This is a genomic window from Mumia xiangluensis, from assembly GCF_010994095.1.
Taxonomy (GTDB): domain Bacteria; phylum Actinomycetota; class Actinomycetes; order Propionibacteriales; family Nocardioidaceae; genus Mumia; species Mumia xiangluensis.
In genome coordinates this window covers 350,115-367,558 of sequence record NZ_WJYO01000004.1, presented here as the reverse complement: position 1 = coordinate 367,558, position 17,444 = coordinate 350,115, and the positions used below count along the sequence as shown (strand labels likewise).

Sequence of the window (17,444 nt, the reverse complement as noted above, 5' to 3'; positions counted from 1 at the left end):
GACGCCGCGTCAGGACGAACGTGACGTTGCGTCACTTTAACCCCGCTCGGCCTAGCGAGGCAAGGCTTGCCTATGCTAGGTTCCAGCGAGGTTAGGTCAACCTCATAAACCCTGATCGGAGCAGGTTCCGTGCGTCCCCGCCGTCTCACCGTCGCCGTCCTTCTGAGCGCCCTCGCGCTCCTCGCAGCGGGGTGTGGCCCCGAGGAGAGCAGCGGCTCCGAGACCCCGGCTGCGGCGACCGAGATCCCCTCGCTGGCGGACGTGAGCGTCACGGACGCCCCGAAGGAGCTCACCGGCGAGGTCTCCGTCGACCTCGGCGCCGAGGAGCCCGAGCCGATCACCGCGGACCCGCAGCAGACGTTCCCGGTCACGCTCACCGACGCGCAGGGCACGCGTACGACGGTGGAGTCCGCCGAGCGGGTGCTCGCGCTCGACCAGTACGGCACGCTGAGCCAGATCGTCTACGAGCTCGGCCTCGGCGACCTCCTCGTCGGACGCGACATCTCGACGCAGTTCACGCAGGCCCAGGACCTCCCGCTCGTCACGCACAACGGGCACGAGCTCAACGGCGAGGCGATCCTCGAGCTGTCCCCCGATCTGATCATCACCGACACGTCCCTCGGGCCGTGGGACGTCATCGAGCAGGTGCGCGACGCGGGCGTCGCGGTGGTCGTCGTGGACAGCAAGCGCAACCTCGAGAACGCCGCCACGCTCATCGACCAGACCGCGACCGCCCTCGGCGTGCCCGACGTGGGCGAGCAGCTCGCGCAGCGGACCGCCTCCGAGGTCGAGGCGATCAGCGCCACGGTCGCCGACAAGGCGCCCGCCGCCGTTCAGGACAAGCTCCGCACCGTCTTCCTGTACGTCCGCGGTCAGAGCGGCGTCTATTACATGTTCGGTCAGGGCTCGGGCGCTGACGCGCTGATCTCGGCCACCGGGGCGTACGACGTCTCGAAGGAGATCGGCTGGAAGGGCATGAAGCCGCTCAACGACGAGGGCATCGTCTCCGCGCAGCCGGACGCGATCCTGATGATGAGCAAGGGGCTGGACTCCGCGGGCGGGGTCGACGGTCTGCTCGAACGCTACCCCGCCCTCGCGAACACGCCCGCCGGCCAGAACCGCCGCTTCATCACGATGCCCGACAGCCAGATCATGAGCTTCGGCCCCCGCAGCGCCGACGTGATCAACGCGCTGGCAGTGGCGATGTACGCGCCGGAGTCGCTGCGATGACGGTCGTCGATCCCACGATCTCCGCGCGCTTCCGCGTGAGCGCGACGGTGATCCTCTTCGCCGGGCTCTCGGTCGCGCTGGTGTTCCTCGCCGTGATCTCCGCGGGGACGGGCCAGCTCTCGATCCCGCCCGCCGAGGTGCTGGGCTCGTTCCTCCACGGGATCGGCATCGACGCCGGCCCCATGCCCACGCACCCCAGCGGTGACGCCGCGCTGTGGAGCATCCGGTTCCCGCGGGTCGCGATGGCCATGATCGTCGGCGCCGCCCTCGCCGCGGCCGGCGCGCTCATGCAGGGCGTCTTCGGCAACCCGCTGGCCGAGCCCGGTGTCATCGGCGTCTCGTCCGGCGCCGCCGTGGCGGCTGCGGGCGCGATGGTCTTCGGCTGGACTGCCCTCGGCACGTGGACGGTCCCCGCGCTCGCCTTCGTCGGAGGCCTGATCACGACGGTGGCGGTCTATCTCCTGTCGCGGTCGGACGGCCGTACGGAGGTGGTGACCCTCGTGCTCACCGGCATCGCCGTCAACGCGGTGACCGGTGCACTGCTCGCGCTGATGATGTTCCTCGCCGACCAGCAGGCACGCGAGGAGATCGTCTTCTGGCAGCTCGGAAGCCTGAACGGCACCCGCTGGGCGTACGTCGGTGTGGTGGCGCCGCTGGCACTCGTCGGCGTCGTCGGCTGCTTCCTCCTGAGCCGAAAGCTCGACCTGCTCGCTCTCGGCGACCGCTCCGCGCGACACCTCGGCGTCGACGTCGAGCGTCTGCGGATCACCGCGATCACGCTGGTCGCGCTGCTCACCGCTGCAGCCGTCGCGTTCTGCGGGATCATCGCGTTCGTCGGCCTGGTCGTCCCGCACCTGATGCGGATGGTCGTCGGGCCGGGCCACCGCCTGCTGATGCCGGCCAGCGTCCTCGGCGGCGCCGTGCTGCTGCTCGCCGCCGACCTGGTCGCGCGCACGGCCGTCCCGTACGCCGAGCTGCCCATCGGGATGCTGACCTCCCTCATCGGGGGTCCGATGTTCTTCTGGCTCCTGCGCCGGACCCGTCGTACGGCGGGAGGCTGGGCATGAGCCCCCGCGCGGCCCTGCAGGTGATCGGCGCCTGCGTCGAGTACGGACCGGCGACGATCCTGCGTGACATCGATCTCGACGTCCGTCCCGGCGAGCTCCTCGTCCTGGTCGGCCCGAACGGCGCCGGCAAGTCCACGCTCCTCGGCGTGCTGGCGGGAGACGTCGAGCTGACCCGCGGTCGCGCGCTGATCGACGGTGAGCCGATCAGGTCCCGTCGCGCGAGCGAGCTGGCCCGTCGCCGCTCGGTGCTGCTGCAGGAGCACCGGCTGTCGTTCCCCTTCACCGTCACCGAGGTCGTCGCGATGGGCCGCGCCCCCTGGCACGGCCGTGACGAGTCCGACGCCGACGAGGCGGTGATCGCCGACGCGATGCGCCGTACCGACGTCGAGCACCTGTCCGATCGGCGATTCCCCACCCTGTCCGGCGGCGAGAAGGGGCGGGCGAGCTTCGCGCGCGTGATGGCGCAGGAGGCGCCGATCGTGCTCCTCGACGAGCCGACCGCGGCCCTCGACATCGCCCACCAGGAGGCCCTGCTCACCGAGGCGCGCCGACTCTCTCGCGAGGGGCGCGCCGTCGTCGCGGTCCTGCACGATCTGTCGCTCGCCGCCGCGTACGCGGACCGCGTCTGCGTCCTCGCCGGCGGGCAGGTCCGCGCCGACGGGTCTCCCGAGGACGTCCTGCGTCCCGACCTGCTCTCCGACGTCTACGGCCATCCCGTGGACGTGTTCACCCACCCGCGTACCGGCGACCTGATCGTCTCCCCGCTGCGCACACCCGTCGAGGAGGTCGCCCGATGATCGGCCCGACCCGGATCGCGACGCTCGGCGCCACCGCCGTCGCGCTCGCCGTCCCCACCGTCGCGACCGCCGTCGTGACCACCGCCCCGGCCGTCGCCGCCGCGCGCATCACCGTCACCAACGGCTCGGGGGCGGCCACCGCCACGACTGACGGCACCACGACCCTGACGGTCACCGGCCGCGGATTCCAGTCGATCAAGGGCGGCGCCGGCGGCATCTACGTCGCGTTCGGCTGGGTCTCCGACCCGGACGGCAGCTCGTGGAAGCCGTCGAAGGGTGGTCTGACCGGCGACGACTACCGCTACGTGCCCGACAGCGAGAGCGCCAGCAACGCCGGGCACCAGCGCTTCCTCGCGTTCCCGGGTGCGGAGACCGCCGACTCGGCCAACGGGACGATCAGCGCCTCGGGCGGGTGGAGCACGACGCTGACCGTGCCCGGTGCTGTGTTCCAGTCGGTCGACCGCTCCGGCAAGGCCGTCGACGTCGACTGCACGAAGGTCACGTGCGGTGTGATCACGATCGGCGCGCACGGCATCAAGAATCCGACCAACGAGACGTTCACGCCGGTCCGCTTCGTGGCCGGGCCGAGCTCGACCGGCGCCCCGAAGGCGGCGGCGACCCAGGCCCCTGCTGCGGCACCGGCGGCGACCGTCCCGCCGGCCGCGCCGCGTGCCGCGAGGCCGTCCGTCGGCGTCGACCGCGCGACCGCCGTCGTCGGGCGGGTCCTCACCTTCACGGGCAAGGGCTTCCTCCCGGGCGAGCAGGTCGTCGCGACGCTGGACGACGGGATCGCCGCCGTCGGACCGCTGTCGGCGGGCCAGTCGGGTGAGGTCGCCGGCGTCCTCCAGCTCCCGGCGTCCATCACCGCAGGCACGCACGTCCTCAAGCTGTCCGGCGCAGCGAGCGGCGCCGTACCCACCGTGACGTTCCCGATCGCCCCCGCACCCGCAGTGGTGGACGCGACCGTCGACGAGTCCGCGAGCGACGACGGGCCCACGACGGCGGCCTGGATCTTCATGGCCGCAGCGGGCCTCCTGCTCCTCCTCGCCGTGATCGGGGCCTTCCTGCGCGTACGCCGAGCGCGAAGCCGGCGGCCCGACGCACCGGCGTCCGCCCCGACCGCGTCGGACCCGCTCGCCGCCTTCGAACGCGGCGACACCTCCGTCGACGTCGACCCGTACGGCACCAGTGACCGGACGGTGACCCGGTGAAGCGCCACAGCAGCCTCGCCCTCGCGCTCGCCGTCGGCCTGGTCGCCCTGATCACTCCGCTCGTCCCCGCGTCGGCCGACGCCACCACGGCCCGCGAGGTCAGCGGTGCGACGCTGCGCTGGGGCCTGTCGAACGAGACCAACAACTCCGCGTTCGCACCCGGCACCTACAACTTCCTCTCCGCCGGCAAGGTCGCCGATCCCGGGGTCGGTGGCCAGACCTTCAAAGACGCTGCGACCTGGCTCAACGGCAAGCCGGCCGGCTGGAAGGCCGAAGCGGGCAACGTCGCGATCGAGAAGAGGACCGTGTCGGGCTCGTACGCGGCCGCGACGTGGGAGGGCCTCAAGACCTCGTCCACCGGCGCCTCGATCAGCCCGCCCACCAGCAAGGTCTTCAGCGACCACCAGGTCGTCCTCTCGGGCGGCTCGGGGTGGGCGGATCCGGACACCGGCCGGGCGAAGATCGCCTGGGACGGCGACTTCACGGTCGTCTTCTACTCGGGGATGTCCTTCTTCTTCGTGTCCGACCCCGAGCTGAGCGTCGCGCGTGACGGCACGGGCGTCCTGACCGCGACGCTCAGCGGCTTCGGGTCATCGCTGGCCGACCCGACGGTCTGGACGAGCGTCCCGGCGAGGAAGGTCACGCTCGCGACCCTCCCGTCGGTCGACATCGACGCCGACGGCGTCACGGTCGCACCCGCGTACGAGGGCGTCCGCAACGGCGCCGTCGACCAGAGCACGACCGGCACGGGTTGGGGGTCCTGGCCGACGTCGTTCATCGCGTGGCTGGCTGACGCCGGCTCCGCGTCGTACTGGTACTCCTCCGGCGGTGCGGTCGACGCCAACAAGCCCCCGCTCCCGATCGCGTTCGCCTGGGTGCTCGGTGACACCCTCGCCGAGGATCCCGAGGACCCGGTCGGACCGGTCGATCCGGAGCCCACCACGCCGACGCCGAAGCCGACGACACCCGCCCCGACGACCGGCGGCGGCCCCGGCGGCCCCGGCGGCTCCGACGGCCCCGCGTCGAAGGCGTTCACCGTCTCCGACGCGCAGCTTTGGTGGGGCGTCAACCAGGAGATGAGCAACTCCGCGTTCGCGCCCGGAACGTACAACCTCTTCTCCGCCGGCACCGTCCCCAACCCGGGCAAGGGCGGCCAGAAGCTCACACAGAAGGACTGGAAGGCCACCTCCGGCAACGTCCGCATCGAGAAGGCGACGAGCTCAGGCGGCCACAGGCTCGCGACGTGGTCCGGTCTCAGCACGACTCCTGCCGGCGAGCCCCTCGGCGCCGCCACCAACGGCCTTCTGAGCGACCACACCGTCGTCGTCGACGGCGGGACCGGCACCGTCGACCCCCGGAAGAAGACGGCGACGATCCGCTGGAAGGGGACGTTCACGGCGCTCCTCTACAGCGGGATGTCCTACTTCACCGTCACCGATCCGGTGCTCACCGTCAGCGGCGGCACGGCGCGACTCGACGCGACGCTCGGTGGGTACGCGACCGCCCGCGAAGACACCTCGGTCTGGAAGGCCCTGACCCCGACGAAGGTCCGCCTCGCCGATGCCGCAGTGAAGAGCCTGAGCAGTGCCCGCGGCTTCACGGTGACGCCGCGCTTCGCGGGAGTCCGGTACGACGCGCCGGCGAGCGCCGTCGCCCAGAACCGCGCCGTCTCGGGCTGGGGTGCGTTCCCGACGTCGTTCCTCCGGTTCCAGGAGAAGGTCGGCACGGCCTCGTACTGGTACACCAGCGGCGCCTCGACCGACCGCTTCAAGGCGGCGCTGCCGATCACCGTCAGCTACGACGCAGACAAGCCGGTGAAGACGCCGAAGGCCGACGCGCCGGACGACGCGAGCAACGGTACGACCCCGTCGACGCCGCAGTCGCCGACCGGCTCGTCGACAGGCCCGACCGCCGCACCGGCAACGGCCCCGGTCGCGGTCGTTCCGCCTCCCGCTGCCACCGTCCTCGGCGCTGCCGCCGTGCCCGTCGGAACCACCGAAGGCGTACGCCCGGTGGCGCAGCCCATCGGCAGCTCACCGCCCTCGTGGCCCTGGTGGGCAGGCGGCGCCATGGCGGCTGCCGCCCTGCTCGTCACGGCCGGCTCCAGATTCCTCGTACGCCGAGCCTGATCTTTCCTCCCCCTCCAGCACCACCCTGAGCACGACAAGAAGGGAACCACCATGTCCACGTCCCTCCCCCAGCGGTTCCGGCGCCTCGTCGCCGGCACCGCTGCGACCGCCCTCGCGGCAGGGTCCCTGGCCCTCGTCGCGGCGCCTGCGCAGGCGGCCACGAACCCGGTCACCGACGCGGTCTTCGCGTGGGGCCTCTCCAACGAGGCCGGCGGCGGTTCCTATGCCGGCGGATGCAACTTCCTGTCCGCCGGCACGGCGGGCAACACCGGTTCATCTCGAGAGTGGAGCCAGGCTGATGGCTTCTTCCAGGCCACTGACGGCAACGTCTCGGTCGTGAAACCCGATGCGAGCGGCACCGATGTCGCCACCACGTGGGCGACTAAGTGCCTCGACCGCACCGGTGCGGCCCTCACGCCGTTCAGCGCCGCGAGCAAGAGCGAGAACAAGGTCGTCATCACCAAGGGCACCGGCACGGTCGACCCCGCTGCCGGCACTGCCTCGATCGCCTGGGACGGCTCGTTCACCATCGCCTTCTACGGAGGCATGACCTACTGGACAGCGAGCGACCCCACCCTGACCGTTGCCGCAGACGGCACCGGCACGGTGACCGCGACCGCGACGGGCTACGGCACCGACCAGGCGGGTTCCGCCTGGTCGCCGATCCCGGCTACCCAGGTCACTTTGGCGACGCTCAGCGACGTCGACGTGACCGCGACGGGGATCGATGTGACCCCCGACTACCTCGGAGTCGAGGTCACGCTGCCAGAGGGCTCGGCTCCGCAGAACAGGACCGCTGTGACGTGGGGTTCGTTCCCGCAGGACTACGTCAACTTCCAGCAGCTCACCGGCCAGACCTCGTACTGGTACTCGTCGGGCAGCGGTCGTGACGCAGCGAAGCCGGCGACGCCGATCGCGGTCGACTACACGCTGGCCGCCGCCCCCACTCCGGCCACCGTCACTGTCAGCCGCACCGAGCTACTCGCTACGGGCGAGCAGCGCATCACGGTCAAGGGCTCCGGCTTTGATCCTTCGCTCGCGACCGGCACGCGCCCGCCGCTCGCCGGCCGACCCGCTGGCACGTACGTGGTGTTCGGCAAGTTCGCCACGAACTGGAAGCCGAGCGCGAGCGCGCCGTCGTCCGGCCGCAAGATCATCACGCAGAAGTGGGCCGTCGCGGCCGCCGACATGGCGACCATCGGTGGCGCCGAGGACGGGGCCGCTGAGCTCAAGCCGGACGGCACCTTCACCACGACGCTCACGATCTCCAAGGCTGCGGCGGACGCCGTCGCGCTCGACGGTGGAAACGTTGGCATCTACACCTATCCGGGCAGTGGCGGTTCGCAGGCTCGATACGAGACCTACACGCCGGTGACCTTCTCCGACCAGGTCGACAACACCGCGCCTACCGCCGCCGACGTCATCGTCAACACCGCGTTCGGCAAGGCCGTGCCTGTCACTCTCGGCGGCGTCGACACCGACGACGATCCGCTGACCGTCACGCACACCGCGCCGGCGAACGGGACGGTGACCGGTGAGGGCACCGCTCTGATCTACACGCCGAAGGCTGGCTTCTCCGGGACCGACACCTTCTCCTACACCGCCCAGGACGACTTCGGCGGTTCCGCGACCGGTACCGTCACCGTGAAGGTCGCCGCCGTCCCGGCCGTCGCCTCCACGACCACTGTCACGGTCCCGGCGAAGGTCGTCTACGGCCGCGGCGCCACCGCGAACATCAGCGTGACGTCCTCGAAGGCGGTGGCCGGCAAGGTCACGCTGTACGACGGCACGCGTTCGCTCGGCACGAAGACGGTGGCCGCAGGCAAGGCGTCGTACGTCCTGCCGAAGACCCTCACGGTCGGTGCGCACCGCCTGTCGGCGCGCTTCGTCTCGAGCAACACGGCGGTCGTGACGTCGTCGGCCTCGGCCGCTCGCACGCTCGCCGTCACCAGAGTCGCCACGAAGGCAGCCCTGAAGGTGACGAAGAAGCCGACGCGCAAGAAGGCCGGCAAGGCCACCGTCACCGTCTCGGGCACCCCGAAGGCGGCCGGCAAGGTCACCCTCGTCATCAAGGGCAAGGGCATCAAGAAGACCGTCCGCGCCACCGTCAGGAACGGCAAGGTCGTCGTCAAGCTGCCGAAGCTCGCGAAGAAGGGCACCTACAAGGTGACCGTCACGTTCGCAGCGACGTCGACCCACACGGGCTCCGCGAAGACCGTGAAGGTGAAGGTCACGAAGTAGCGAGCGGCACAGCCCGTACGGGAGTCTCGACATCTCCGTCGCCTCAGCGACAGGAATGTCGAGACTCCCGTCGGCGTCGCATGTCGGCGTCGCACGTCGGCGTCGCGCGCGGGAGGCGTCAGGCGCCGACGGCGCGGAGCACGAAGCGCTCCGTGACCGCGACAGCGGTGTCGCGGTCGGCCGCCTCGGGGTGCGTGACCTGCCGGCTCTGCAGGCAGGCGAGTACCAGCGCGGTGGTCGCCCGCAGGTCGTCGACCGCGAACGCACCCTGCTTCATGCCGTCCTCGAGGACGTCGCGGAGCAGCGTCTCGACGACGACCACGTGCTCGCGCATGTGCAGGAGCGCGTCGCGCGAGAGGAGCGAGTAGAGCTGGGGTCCCAGCCCCATGTGCATCTCGCGCGAGAGGGCGACGTGCATGCGGACGTACGTCTGGAGCCGCTCGACCGGCCCGTCGACCTCGGCGAGTGCCTCGCGGATGGCGTCGACGTAGCGCTGCGTCTCGTCCATCGCGAACGCGAGCAGCACTGCCTCCTTGTCCGCGAAGTGGTTGTAGATCGCCGTACGGCCGATGTCTGCGCGGGTCGCGACGTCGGCGAGGCGGACCGCGTCGTAGCCGCGCTCGGTCAGGAGGTCGCCGAAGGCGGAGAGCAGACGGCGCCGCGTCTCGGCGCGGTGCTCTGCGAGGCTGTCTCCGATGATCTTCGGCACCCGAACAAGATACGGCCACACGGGCTCGCTGCGTTAGTGTGCCGTCGTGAGTGTCGAAACCGAAACGCCCCAGGCCGGTTCGCCCGACGAGCTGGCGGAAGCCGCCGCAGCCGTACTCCGGGAACGCACCGGTGGTGACCACGACGTCGCGCTCGTGATGGGCTCGGGGTGGAAGCCCGCCGCCGACGTCCTCGGCACCCCCGAGCACGAGTTCCCGAACACGGACCTGCCGGGCTTCATCGCACCGTCGGTCGCCGGCCACGGCGGCACGGTCCGTTCGGTGCGCGTCGGCGACACCCGCGTGCTGGTGTTCCTCGGACGGACGCACCTGTACGAGGGCCACGGGGTCGACGCCGTCGCCCACGGCGTACGCACCGCTGCCGCCGCCGGCTGCCGGGCCGTCGTGCTGACCAACGCGTGCGGCGGTCTACGCCCCGAGTGGGTGCCCGGCACACCGGTGCTGATCAGCGACCACATCAACCTCACCGCCACTTCGCCGCTGCACGGGGCGACGTTCGTGGACCTCACCAACCTGTACGCCGCCCGCCTGCGTGCGCTGTGTCTCGAGGTCGACCCGACGCTCGCCGAGGGCGTCTACGTGCAGTTCCCCGGGCCGCACTACGAGACGCCCGCCGAGATCGGCATGGTCCGGGCCATCGGCGGCGACCTGGTCGGCATGTCGACGACGCTCGAGGCCATCGCCGCACGGGCCGCCGGCCTGGAGATCCTCGGCATCTCGCTGGTCACGAACCTCGCCGCCGGAATCTCCGGGGAGCCGCTCGACCACGAGGAGGTCCTCGCAGCGGGGGCCGCGTCCGCGGAGTCGATGGGGCGCCTGCTCGCCAGCGTGGTCGGCAAGATCTGATGCGGATCCTCGTCACGGGATCGTCGGGGGCCATCGGTCGTACGGTGGTCTCGGGGCTGTACGCGAGCGGTCACACGCTGCGCGGGATCGACGTGCTCCAGCCGGACCCGGGCCTGTCAGCACTGCTGCCGCTCGGGGCGTTCATCGGCGACGTGACCGATCCGATCACGGTGGCGGGCGCTGTCTCGGGTGTCGAGGCCGTCGTGCACCTGGCCGGCATCCCCGAGGAGACGAACCTGCCGGACGCGCTCGCCTCGCACGTCCACACGACGGCCACCATCCTCGAGGCGATGGTCGACCAGGGCGTCGGCCGGATCGTGTATGCGAGCAGCAACCACGCCGTCGGCCGCACCCCGCGCAGCGACCACCTCGGCACCGACGTGCCCGTGCGTCCCGACACGTTCTACGGCGTCGGCAAGGTTGCGGCCGAGGCGTTGCTGAGGCTGTACGCCGACGCGCACGGCATCTCCGCGGTCGCGCTGCGGATCGGCTCGTTCCTGCCGGAGCCCTCGACCCGCCGGCATCTCTCCACGTGGCTGTCGTACGGCGACGCGGTCAGGCTCGTCGAAGCGGCGGTGACGGGTCCGGTGGACGGGTTCACGGCCGTGTACGGCGTCTCTGCCAACACGCAGGGCTGGTGGGACATGGAGCCCGGGCTCGAGCTCGGCTACCGACCCCGCGACGACGCCGAGGCGTACGCCGAACGCATCCCGTCCCGCGAGGAGGACGAGCAGGAGTGCGCGTACGTGGGCGGCCCGTACGCCGTCGAGCCGCTACGAAAGGCGATGCGATGACCGCAGCCGAGCAGGCGCAGGCGTGGATCGCGCAGGACCCCGACCCGCAGACGCGCGCGGAGCTCGAGGCCTTGCTGGCCGCGGGCGACGACGCCGCGCTCGGTGAGCGGTTCGCGGGTCGTCTCGTCTTCGGCACGGCGGGGCTGCGGGGTCCTCTCGGTGCCGGCCCGACGCGGATGAACCGGGTGGTGGTCGCACAGGCGGCCGCCGGCCTCGCCGCGTACGTCCTCTCCCGCGCCGACGCTGCTCGCCCGACGCTGGTCGTCGGGTACGACGCACGCCACAACTCAGCCGTCTTCGCCCGCGACACCTGCGAGATCGCACAGGCCGCCGGGGTGCGGGCACTGCTGCTTCCCGCTCCGCTGGCGACGCCGGTGCTGGCGTTCGCGATCCAGCACCTGGGCGCCGACGCGGGCGTGATGGTGACGGCGTCGCACAACCCGCCGCAGGACAACGGCTACAAGGTGTACCTCGGTGACGGCAGCCAGATCGTGCCACCGGCTGACGCCGACATCGCCGCCGCCATCGCCGCGGTGGGCCCGGTGGACGCACTCCCCCGCGACCCGTCGTACACGGTGCTGGGCGACGAGGTCCGCGACGCGTACGTCGCCGCGGCCGCCGCCGTCGCAGGTCCCGGCCCGCGCGAGCTGGTCGTCGCGTACACGCCGATGCACGGTGTCGGGCGCGACACGGCCGAGCGTACGGTCGTGGCCGCCGGCTTCTCCCCGCTGCACGTCGTGGCGGAGCAGGCCGATCCCGACCCGGACTTCCCGACGGTGTCCTTCCCGAATCCCGAGGAGCCCGGCGCGACCGATCTCCTGCTGGCCCTCGCCGACCAGGTGGGCGCTGACGTCGCCATCGCGAACGACCCGGACGCCGACCGGTGCGCGGTCGCCGTCCCCACGCCCGCCGGCTGGCACCAGCTGTCCGGCGACGAGGTCGGCGTCCTGCTCGCGGACCACCTCCTGAGGCTCGGCGTCGCCGGCACGTACGCCACCACGATCGTCTCGTCGTCGCTGCTCGGCCGCCTCGCCGCGGCGTACGGGCAGCCGTACGCCGAGACCCTGACCGGCTTCAAGTGGATCGGGCGCGTGCCCGGTCTGGCCTACGGGTACGAGGAGGCGCTCGGCTACGCCGTGGCGCCGCCGATCGCCCGCGACAAGGACGGCATCACGGCGATGGTCCGCGTGCTGGAGCTCGCGGCCGGGCTGCGGGCCGAGGGGCTCACGCTCGTCGACCGCCTCGACGAGATCGCCCGACGGTTCGGGCTGCACGCGACCGACCAGCTGTCGGTGCGGGTGGAGGACCTCTCGCTCATCAGTACGGCGATGGCGCGGCTGCGACGCGAGCCTCCCGGACAGCTCGGCGGGTTCGCCGTCGAGACGGTCGACGACCTCGAGCACGGCTCGGACACGCTTCCGCCGACCGACGGCCTGCGCCTCGTGCTCGCCGAGGGCGCGCGCGTAGTCGTGCGCCCGTCCGGCACCGAGCCCAAGCTGAAGTGCTACCTGGAGGTCGTCGTACCCACCGCCGACGGGGTCGAGGCCGCGCGCATCGCGGCAGCCTCTCGGCTCGATGCCATCCGCTCGGACCTGTCTGGCGCACTGGGGGTGTGACGACGTGACCGCACCGAGCAGCCATCGCGTTCGCGGGGGAGACATCGGTCGGCTTCTCGTCGCGTGGGTGGCAGGCACGCTCACCCTCCTGCTCGTCGACGTGGTGCTCGACGAGCTGACGTTCACCTCCTGGTGGGCCGCTCCTGTCGCCGCAGCGGTGATCGGGGTCGTCGGCCTGATCCTGCACCCGCTGCTTGTCGCCGTCGCCGCGCGCGTCGGATGGCTCGCGGTGATCGCGCTCGCCGTCGTCGGGCAGGCGATCGTCGTCGGTGTCGCGCTCGCGGTCGTCCCCGGCGTCGAGGTCGACTCGTGGTGGGCGCCGATCGTGGCCGCGTGGCTTGCCGCTCTCGTCGGCTCGGTGCTCGCCTGGCTCGGTGCCGCGGGCACGGACGAGGGGTTCGCGGTCTCCCTGGCGCGTCGCGGCCGGCGCTCTCGCGAGCGCCCGGACGGCCCCCTCCCCGACGGCCTCCTGATCGTCCAGATCGACGGCGTCCCGTACCCGGTGCTGACCTGGGCCCTCGCCGCCGGCAACACCCCGACGCTCGACCGCTGGATGCGCGCGGGCTCGCACACCCTGCACGAGTGGCGTCCGACCGTGCCCTGCACCACGCCGGCGAGCCAGCTGGGGATCCTGCACGGATCCGTCGAGCGTGTCCCGGCGTTCCGCTGGTACGACCGTGAGCTCGGGCGCGTCCTCACCGCCAACCATCCCGCCGACGCGGCGATCATCGAACAGCGTGCGGAAGGCCCGGGGCTGCTGTCCAACGGCGGGGTCTCTGTCTCCAACCTCTTCAGCGGCGGCGCAGACCGTACGGCAATGGTGATGTCGCGCCTGCGTACCGGGCGCGGCACGACGATCACCCGCGAGGCGGTCGGCTGGTTCGTCCTGCGGCCCGACGGCTTCGCCCGCAGCCTGTTCCGGGCGGTCGGCGAGGTCGTCCGTGAGCGCGCACAGTCGGCGCGACAGGTCCGACGCGACCTGCGGCCGCGGGTGGCTCGCGACTGGGTCTTCGCACTGATGCGTGCGGTGACCAACGGTGTCATCCGCGACCTGTCGACCGCCGTGGTCGCGCAGGAGATGCTGCGCGGCACGCCGATCGTGTACGTCGACTACGTGGACTACGACGAGGTGGCCCACCACGCAGGCGTGTTCCGCCGCGAGTCGCTGGCCGCGCTCGAGGCGCTCGACGGGGTGCTCGCGACGCTCGCGACGGTCGCGGAGTCTGCGCCGCGCCACTATCGGATCGCAGTGGTGAGCGACCACGGCCAGTCCCAGGGCGACACGTTCCTGCAGCTCGACGGCGCGACCCTCGCGGACGCGGTGGCCGCTCTCACCTCGCAGTCGGTGGAGGCGGTCCAGACGACCGGCGAGGACTACGCGCGGCTCCGGGCGCTCGCCGAGGACATGGCGGGCTCGGGTGCGGGGTCCGGCACCGCGCGGCGGACTGCCGACCGGCTCGACCGCCGTACGCGTGCCGGTTCCGCCGGTGACACGACCGCTCCCGGCGGCCCCGCCGCCGCACGAGGCTCCGACGGTCGATCGGACAGCGAGCTCATCGTGCTCGCTTCGGGCAACCTCGGACTGGTCCATGCCCGCACGGACCGCCGTCTCCTGCTCCACGAGATCGACGAGCGGTGGCCCCGGCTCATCCCCGGACTGGTGAACAACCCGACCATCGGGTGCGTCGTCGCGATGACCGTCGCCGAAGGTCCGGTGGCGATCGGCCCCGACGGCATCCACGCCCTGCGGACCGGTGCCGTCGTCGGCGACTGCGACCCGCTCGCGGCGTACGGAGAGGGCGCCCGCGACCGGCTCCTCCCGGCGGCCGAGCGGCCGATGGCGCCCGACCTCTACGTCATCAGCGCCTGCGACGCGGCAACCGGTGCCGTCCACGCGTTCGAGGAGCTGGTCGGCAGCCACGGCGGGCTGGGAGGTTGGCAGGACCGGGCGGTGCTGATCGCACCTGCCGATCTCGCCGCGCCGCCCGCAGAGATCATCGGCGCAGACTCTCTGCACCAGGTGCTGCGGGGATGGCGGGACGAGCTCGGCGCCTGAGGCCTCGCCCCGCCCGCACCCCGGTCGCCCGCCGCGGACGCGGCGGGCTCAGGTCGAGCGCTGGTACGCCCGGAAGGCGCGGGTCGCCAGGGCGGCCATCAGTACGGCGAGCACGAGCAGGAGCCCGAGCCGTCCGCCGACCATGCTCCAGTCCGGCGAGGCCGACAGCGCCTCACGGGATGCGACCGCAGCCCAGTCGACCGGGTTGAGACGCGCCACGGTCGCCACCCACTCCGGCATCAGCGCCGGGGCGAGCATCACCGACGACAGGAACGTCAACGGCAGCGTCAGGAACTGCGAGATGCCGATCAGCGCCTCCTGCTGACGGACCAGCAGCGCGACCGCGTTCGACAGCGCAGCGAACACGCACCCGAGCAGCACGGCGGCCACGATCACGACGGTCCACCCGAGTGCGCCCCCGTCGAACCGCGCACCGGCTACGACCCCGACCGCCATCACGATCACCGTCTGGATGGCGATCGTGACCGACTGCGAAGCCAACGAGCTGGCCATCAGCGCGCCGCGCCCGACCGGCGAGGTGAGGTCGCGGTCCATGACCCCCCGGTCCATCGCGACGATGAAGCCGGTGCCCGCCCACCCGGCGGAGAACATCGCGGTCATGACGGCGATCCCGGGCGTCAGGTACGTCAGGTAGTTCTCGCCGCCGAACCCGGGCAGCTCCACCACGTTGCGGAACAGCTGGCCGAACAGCAGCAGCCAGACGAGCGGCTGGATGAGCGTGAAGGCGAGGTACGCCGGCTGGCGCGCCAACGTCCTCAGCGACCGTTCGGTGAGCAGACGGGTGTGCACCAGCGCTGTCGTCATGCCGCCACCTCCTCGCGCGCACGCCCGCCTGGGACGGAGGCCGCCTCGGCGGACGCGAACGTGCGGCCGGCGTAGCGGAGGTAGACGTCGTCCAAGGACGGCCGCGACACGGTGGCCGCGGAAAGCCGGAGGTCGGCCGCGTCGAGCGCCGCCATCACCTCGAGGAGCGCAGCCCCGCCGTCGTCGACGCGCGCGCGGAGCGTGTCGAGGTCGCGGGTCAGCTCACGGACGCGAGCCAGGCCCGACAGCACCCCGCTCGCGCGCTCGACCTCGCTGCAGTCGGCGAGCTCGACGGCGATCGCGTCACCCGACAGCCCGCGCTTGAGCGCATCGGGCGTGCCCGAGACGACGACGCGGCCGTGGTCGACGATGACGAGCCTCTGCGCAAGGTGGTCGGCCTCCTCGAGGTAGTGCGTCGTCAGCAGGACGGCGAGGCCGTCGTCTGCTGCCAGGTGCGCGATCTCCGCCCACATGTCGGCACGGGCCTCCGGGTCGAGGCCGGTGGTGGGCTCGTCGAGGAACAGCACCTGCGGGCGGTGCATCAGGCTCATCGCGACGTCGAGCTTGCGCTGCATCCCGCCGGACCACGTCCGGGCGAGGCGACGGCCGGAGTCGGCGAGCCCGAAGCGCTCGAGGAGCTCGCCCGCCCGCTCGCGGGCCGTGCGGGCCGACATCCCGTAGACGCGACCGGCGAGGACCAGGTTCTCGACGCCGGTCCCGATCGGGTCGAAGCCCGGCTTCTGGGAGACGTAGCCGATCGCGTGCCGGACGTCGCGCGCCTCGCGGGCGACGTCGTACCCGGCGACCGTCGCGGTGCCGGAGTCCGCAGACGAGAGCGTGGTCAGGATCTTGACGGTGGTCGACTTGCCGGCGCCGTTGGGGCCGAGGAGGCCGAGCACCGTCCCGGGCTCGACCGAGAAGTCGACCCCGTCGAGGGCTCGCACCTCGCGGTCGCGAGCGCGGTAGGTCTTCGTCAGGCCGGCGACCGAGATCGCCGGACCGGACCGGGTCGTGCTGGACACGATGGTTCTCCTTCACTGAGGAGTCCACCGCTGTTGCCGTAGCCTGGAGGTGCAGCCGTCGGGGCTCGGCGTCAGCGTCGGACTCGAGGGTCAGGGTCCCCGGTCGATTGCCGTCGATCGGGGACCGCTCTTTGTCCGTACGCCCGCGGGTGCGGGCGTCCGGGGTCGGGGTCACGGCTCGGGCATCATGGCCTCGAGCTCGGGGAACTCTGCGAGGAGCGTGCGCTGCGTCTGCTCCGGGGACAGACCCTCGTCGCGCAGCTCGTGCATGCGCTGCCACACTGCCAGCCCTCCGAAGGTGCCGTCCTCGAGCTCGGCAAGGAGCTCGGTGACGAACCTGTGCTCGGCGTCGCGCAGCGCCTGCTGGTAGTCGCTCTCGACGACGAACAGGCGGGGAAACCCGTCGGGGACCGCGGCGCGGATCGCCTCGTACGCCCGGGACTGGAAGGCGAGCTCGGACAACCGGCGTGCGAGCAGCGGCACCACGTCGCCGGGCGGAAGCGTCGCCACGAGGGAGAGCGCCGCCTCGAAGTCGGTGAACTGCGCCGTCGGCTCGCTGAGGAGCTCGCTCAGCCAGTCCGTCATCATCACCTCGCCGGCGGGGGTGATCTCGTAGATCGTCCGCTCGGGACGACGCCCCTCGCGCACGGTCTCGCGGGCCGTGATGAGGCCCTTCTTGTGCAGCGACTCGACCACGGAGTAGAGCGACCCGTAGTTGAGGCGGATGCTGTCCTCCTTGTGGCGCTGCCGCAGCGTGCTCGACATCTCGTACGGGTGCATCGGGCGCTCCGACAACAGCGAGAGCACCGCCAGCGCCAATGCGTTGGTCGGCCGTCGCACCGCCATGGATCCTCCCCGAACTCGATTACTCGACTCAGAGTA

The 17,444-nt window shown here is 71.9% G+C and carries 14 protein-coding genes; 10 read left to right on the top strand and 4 right to left on the bottom strand.

The features are described 5' to 3' along the window. Nucleotides 1-129: 129 nt before the first annotated feature. Genes GH747_RS14830 through GH747_RS14805 form a run of 6 tightly spaced genes read left to right on the top strand, consistent with a single transcriptional unit; the run spans nt 130 to nt 8,675 of the window. Complete coding sequence (locus GH747_RS14830; protein WP_205602951.1) at nt 130-1,230, top strand: heme/hemin ABC transporter substrate-binding protein; 1,101 nt, start codon at nt 130-132, stop codon at nt 1,228-1,230. Further along, the gene (locus GH747_RS14825) at nt 1,227-2,297 is read left to right on the top strand and encodes a FecCD family ABC transporter permease (RefSeq protein WP_149770364.1); all 1,071 of its coding nucleotides are present in this window, start codon (nt 1,227-1,229) and stop codon (nt 2,295-2,297) included. Before GH747_RS14830 ends, GH747_RS14825 begins: the two co-directional genes overlap by 4 nt. Further along, a complete protein-coding gene (locus tag GH747_RS14820; protein WP_149770363.1) occupies nt 2,294-3,094 on the top strand; it encodes a heme ABC transporter ATP-binding protein in 801 nt (266 codons plus the stop codon). The genes GH747_RS14825 and GH747_RS14820 overlap by 4 nt, the downstream gene beginning before the upstream one ends. Further along, nucleotides 3,091-4,305: a hypothetical protein gene (locus GH747_RS14815; protein ID WP_153816630.1), complete on the top strand. Its 1,215-nt coding sequence runs from the start codon at nt 3,091-3,093 to the stop codon at nt 4,303-4,305. The genes GH747_RS14820 and GH747_RS14815 overlap by 4 nt, the downstream gene beginning before the upstream one ends. Next, nucleotides 4,302-6,434 carry a hypothetical protein gene (locus tag GH747_RS14810; protein ID WP_149770361.1) on the top strand — a complete coding sequence of 711 codons (2,133 nt, stop codon included), beginning with the start codon at nt 4,302-4,304 and terminating at the stop codon, nt 6,432-6,434. The genes GH747_RS14815 and GH747_RS14810 overlap by 4 nt, the downstream gene beginning before the upstream one ends. A 51-nt stretch (nt 6,435-6,485) precedes the next feature. Then, nucleotides 6,486-8,675 (top strand): Ig-like domain-containing protein, encoded by a 2,190-nt coding sequence (locus tag GH747_RS14805; protein WP_149770360.1) that lies wholly within the window; start codon nt 6,486-6,488, stop codon nt 8,673-8,675. A gap of 118 nt (nt 8,676-8,793) precedes the next feature. Here the strand turns inward: GH747_RS14805 and GH747_RS14800 are convergent, their stop codons facing one another. Beyond that, the gene (locus GH747_RS14800) at nt 8,794-9,384 is read right to left on the bottom strand and encodes a TetR/AcrR family transcriptional regulator (protein ID WP_149770359.1); all 591 of its coding nucleotides are present in this window, start codon (nt 9,382-9,384) and stop codon (nt 8,794-8,796) included. A 46-nt stretch (nt 9,385-9,430) separates the two neighbouring features. Between GH747_RS14800 and GH747_RS14795 the strand changes: the two genes are divergently transcribed. Genes GH747_RS14795 through GH747_RS14780 form a run of 4 tightly spaced genes read left to right on the top strand, consistent with a single transcriptional unit; the run spans nt 9,431 to nt 14,715 of the window. After that, entirely contained in the window at nt 9,431-10,249 is an 819-nt protein-coding gene (locus GH747_RS14795) for a purine-nucleoside phosphorylase (RefSeq protein WP_163695655.1), read from the top strand. Further along, on the top strand, nt 10,249-11,043 hold the full coding sequence (locus tag GH747_RS14790; RefSeq protein ID WP_149770358.1) for an NAD-dependent epimerase/dehydratase family protein: 795 nt from the start codon (nt 10,249-10,251) through the stop codon (nt 11,041-11,043). Before GH747_RS14795 ends, GH747_RS14790 begins: the two co-directional genes overlap by 1 nt. Further along, entirely contained in the window at nt 11,040-12,659 is a 1,620-nt protein-coding gene (locus GH747_RS14785) for a phospho-sugar mutase (protein WP_149770357.1), read from the top strand. The genes GH747_RS14790 and GH747_RS14785 overlap by 4 nt, the downstream gene beginning before the upstream one ends. A gap of 4 nt (nt 12,660-12,663) precedes the next feature. Then, nucleotides 12,664-14,715 carry an alkaline phosphatase family protein gene (locus tag GH747_RS14780; RefSeq protein WP_163695652.1) on the top strand — a complete coding sequence of 684 codons (2,052 nt, stop codon included), beginning with the start codon at nt 12,664-12,666 and terminating at the stop codon, nt 14,713-14,715. Between the two features lie 48 nt (nt 14,716-14,763). Here GH747_RS14780 and GH747_RS14775 read toward each other — a convergent pair whose 3' ends face one another. The 3 genes from GH747_RS14775 to GH747_RS14765 all read right to left on the bottom strand — a co-directional run bounded on the left by GH747_RS14775 (nt 14,764) and on the right by GH747_RS14765 (nt 17,408). After that, nucleotides 14,764-15,540, bottom strand: a complete 777-nt coding sequence (locus GH747_RS14775) for an ABC transporter permease (protein ID WP_149770355.1) — start codon at nt 15,538-15,540, stop codon at nt 14,764-14,766. Then, nucleotides 15,537-16,562 (bottom strand): ATP-binding cassette domain-containing protein, encoded by a 1,026-nt coding sequence (locus tag GH747_RS14770; protein WP_194842916.1) that lies wholly within the window; start codon nt 16,560-16,562, stop codon nt 15,537-15,539. Before GH747_RS14770 ends, GH747_RS14775 begins: the two co-directional genes overlap by 4 nt. A gap of 171 nt (nt 16,563-16,733) precedes the next feature. Next, entirely contained in the window at nt 16,734-17,408 is a 675-nt protein-coding gene (locus GH747_RS14765) for a PadR family transcriptional regulator (RefSeq protein ID WP_149770354.1), read from the bottom strand. Nucleotides 17,409-17,444: the final 36 nt, after the last annotated feature.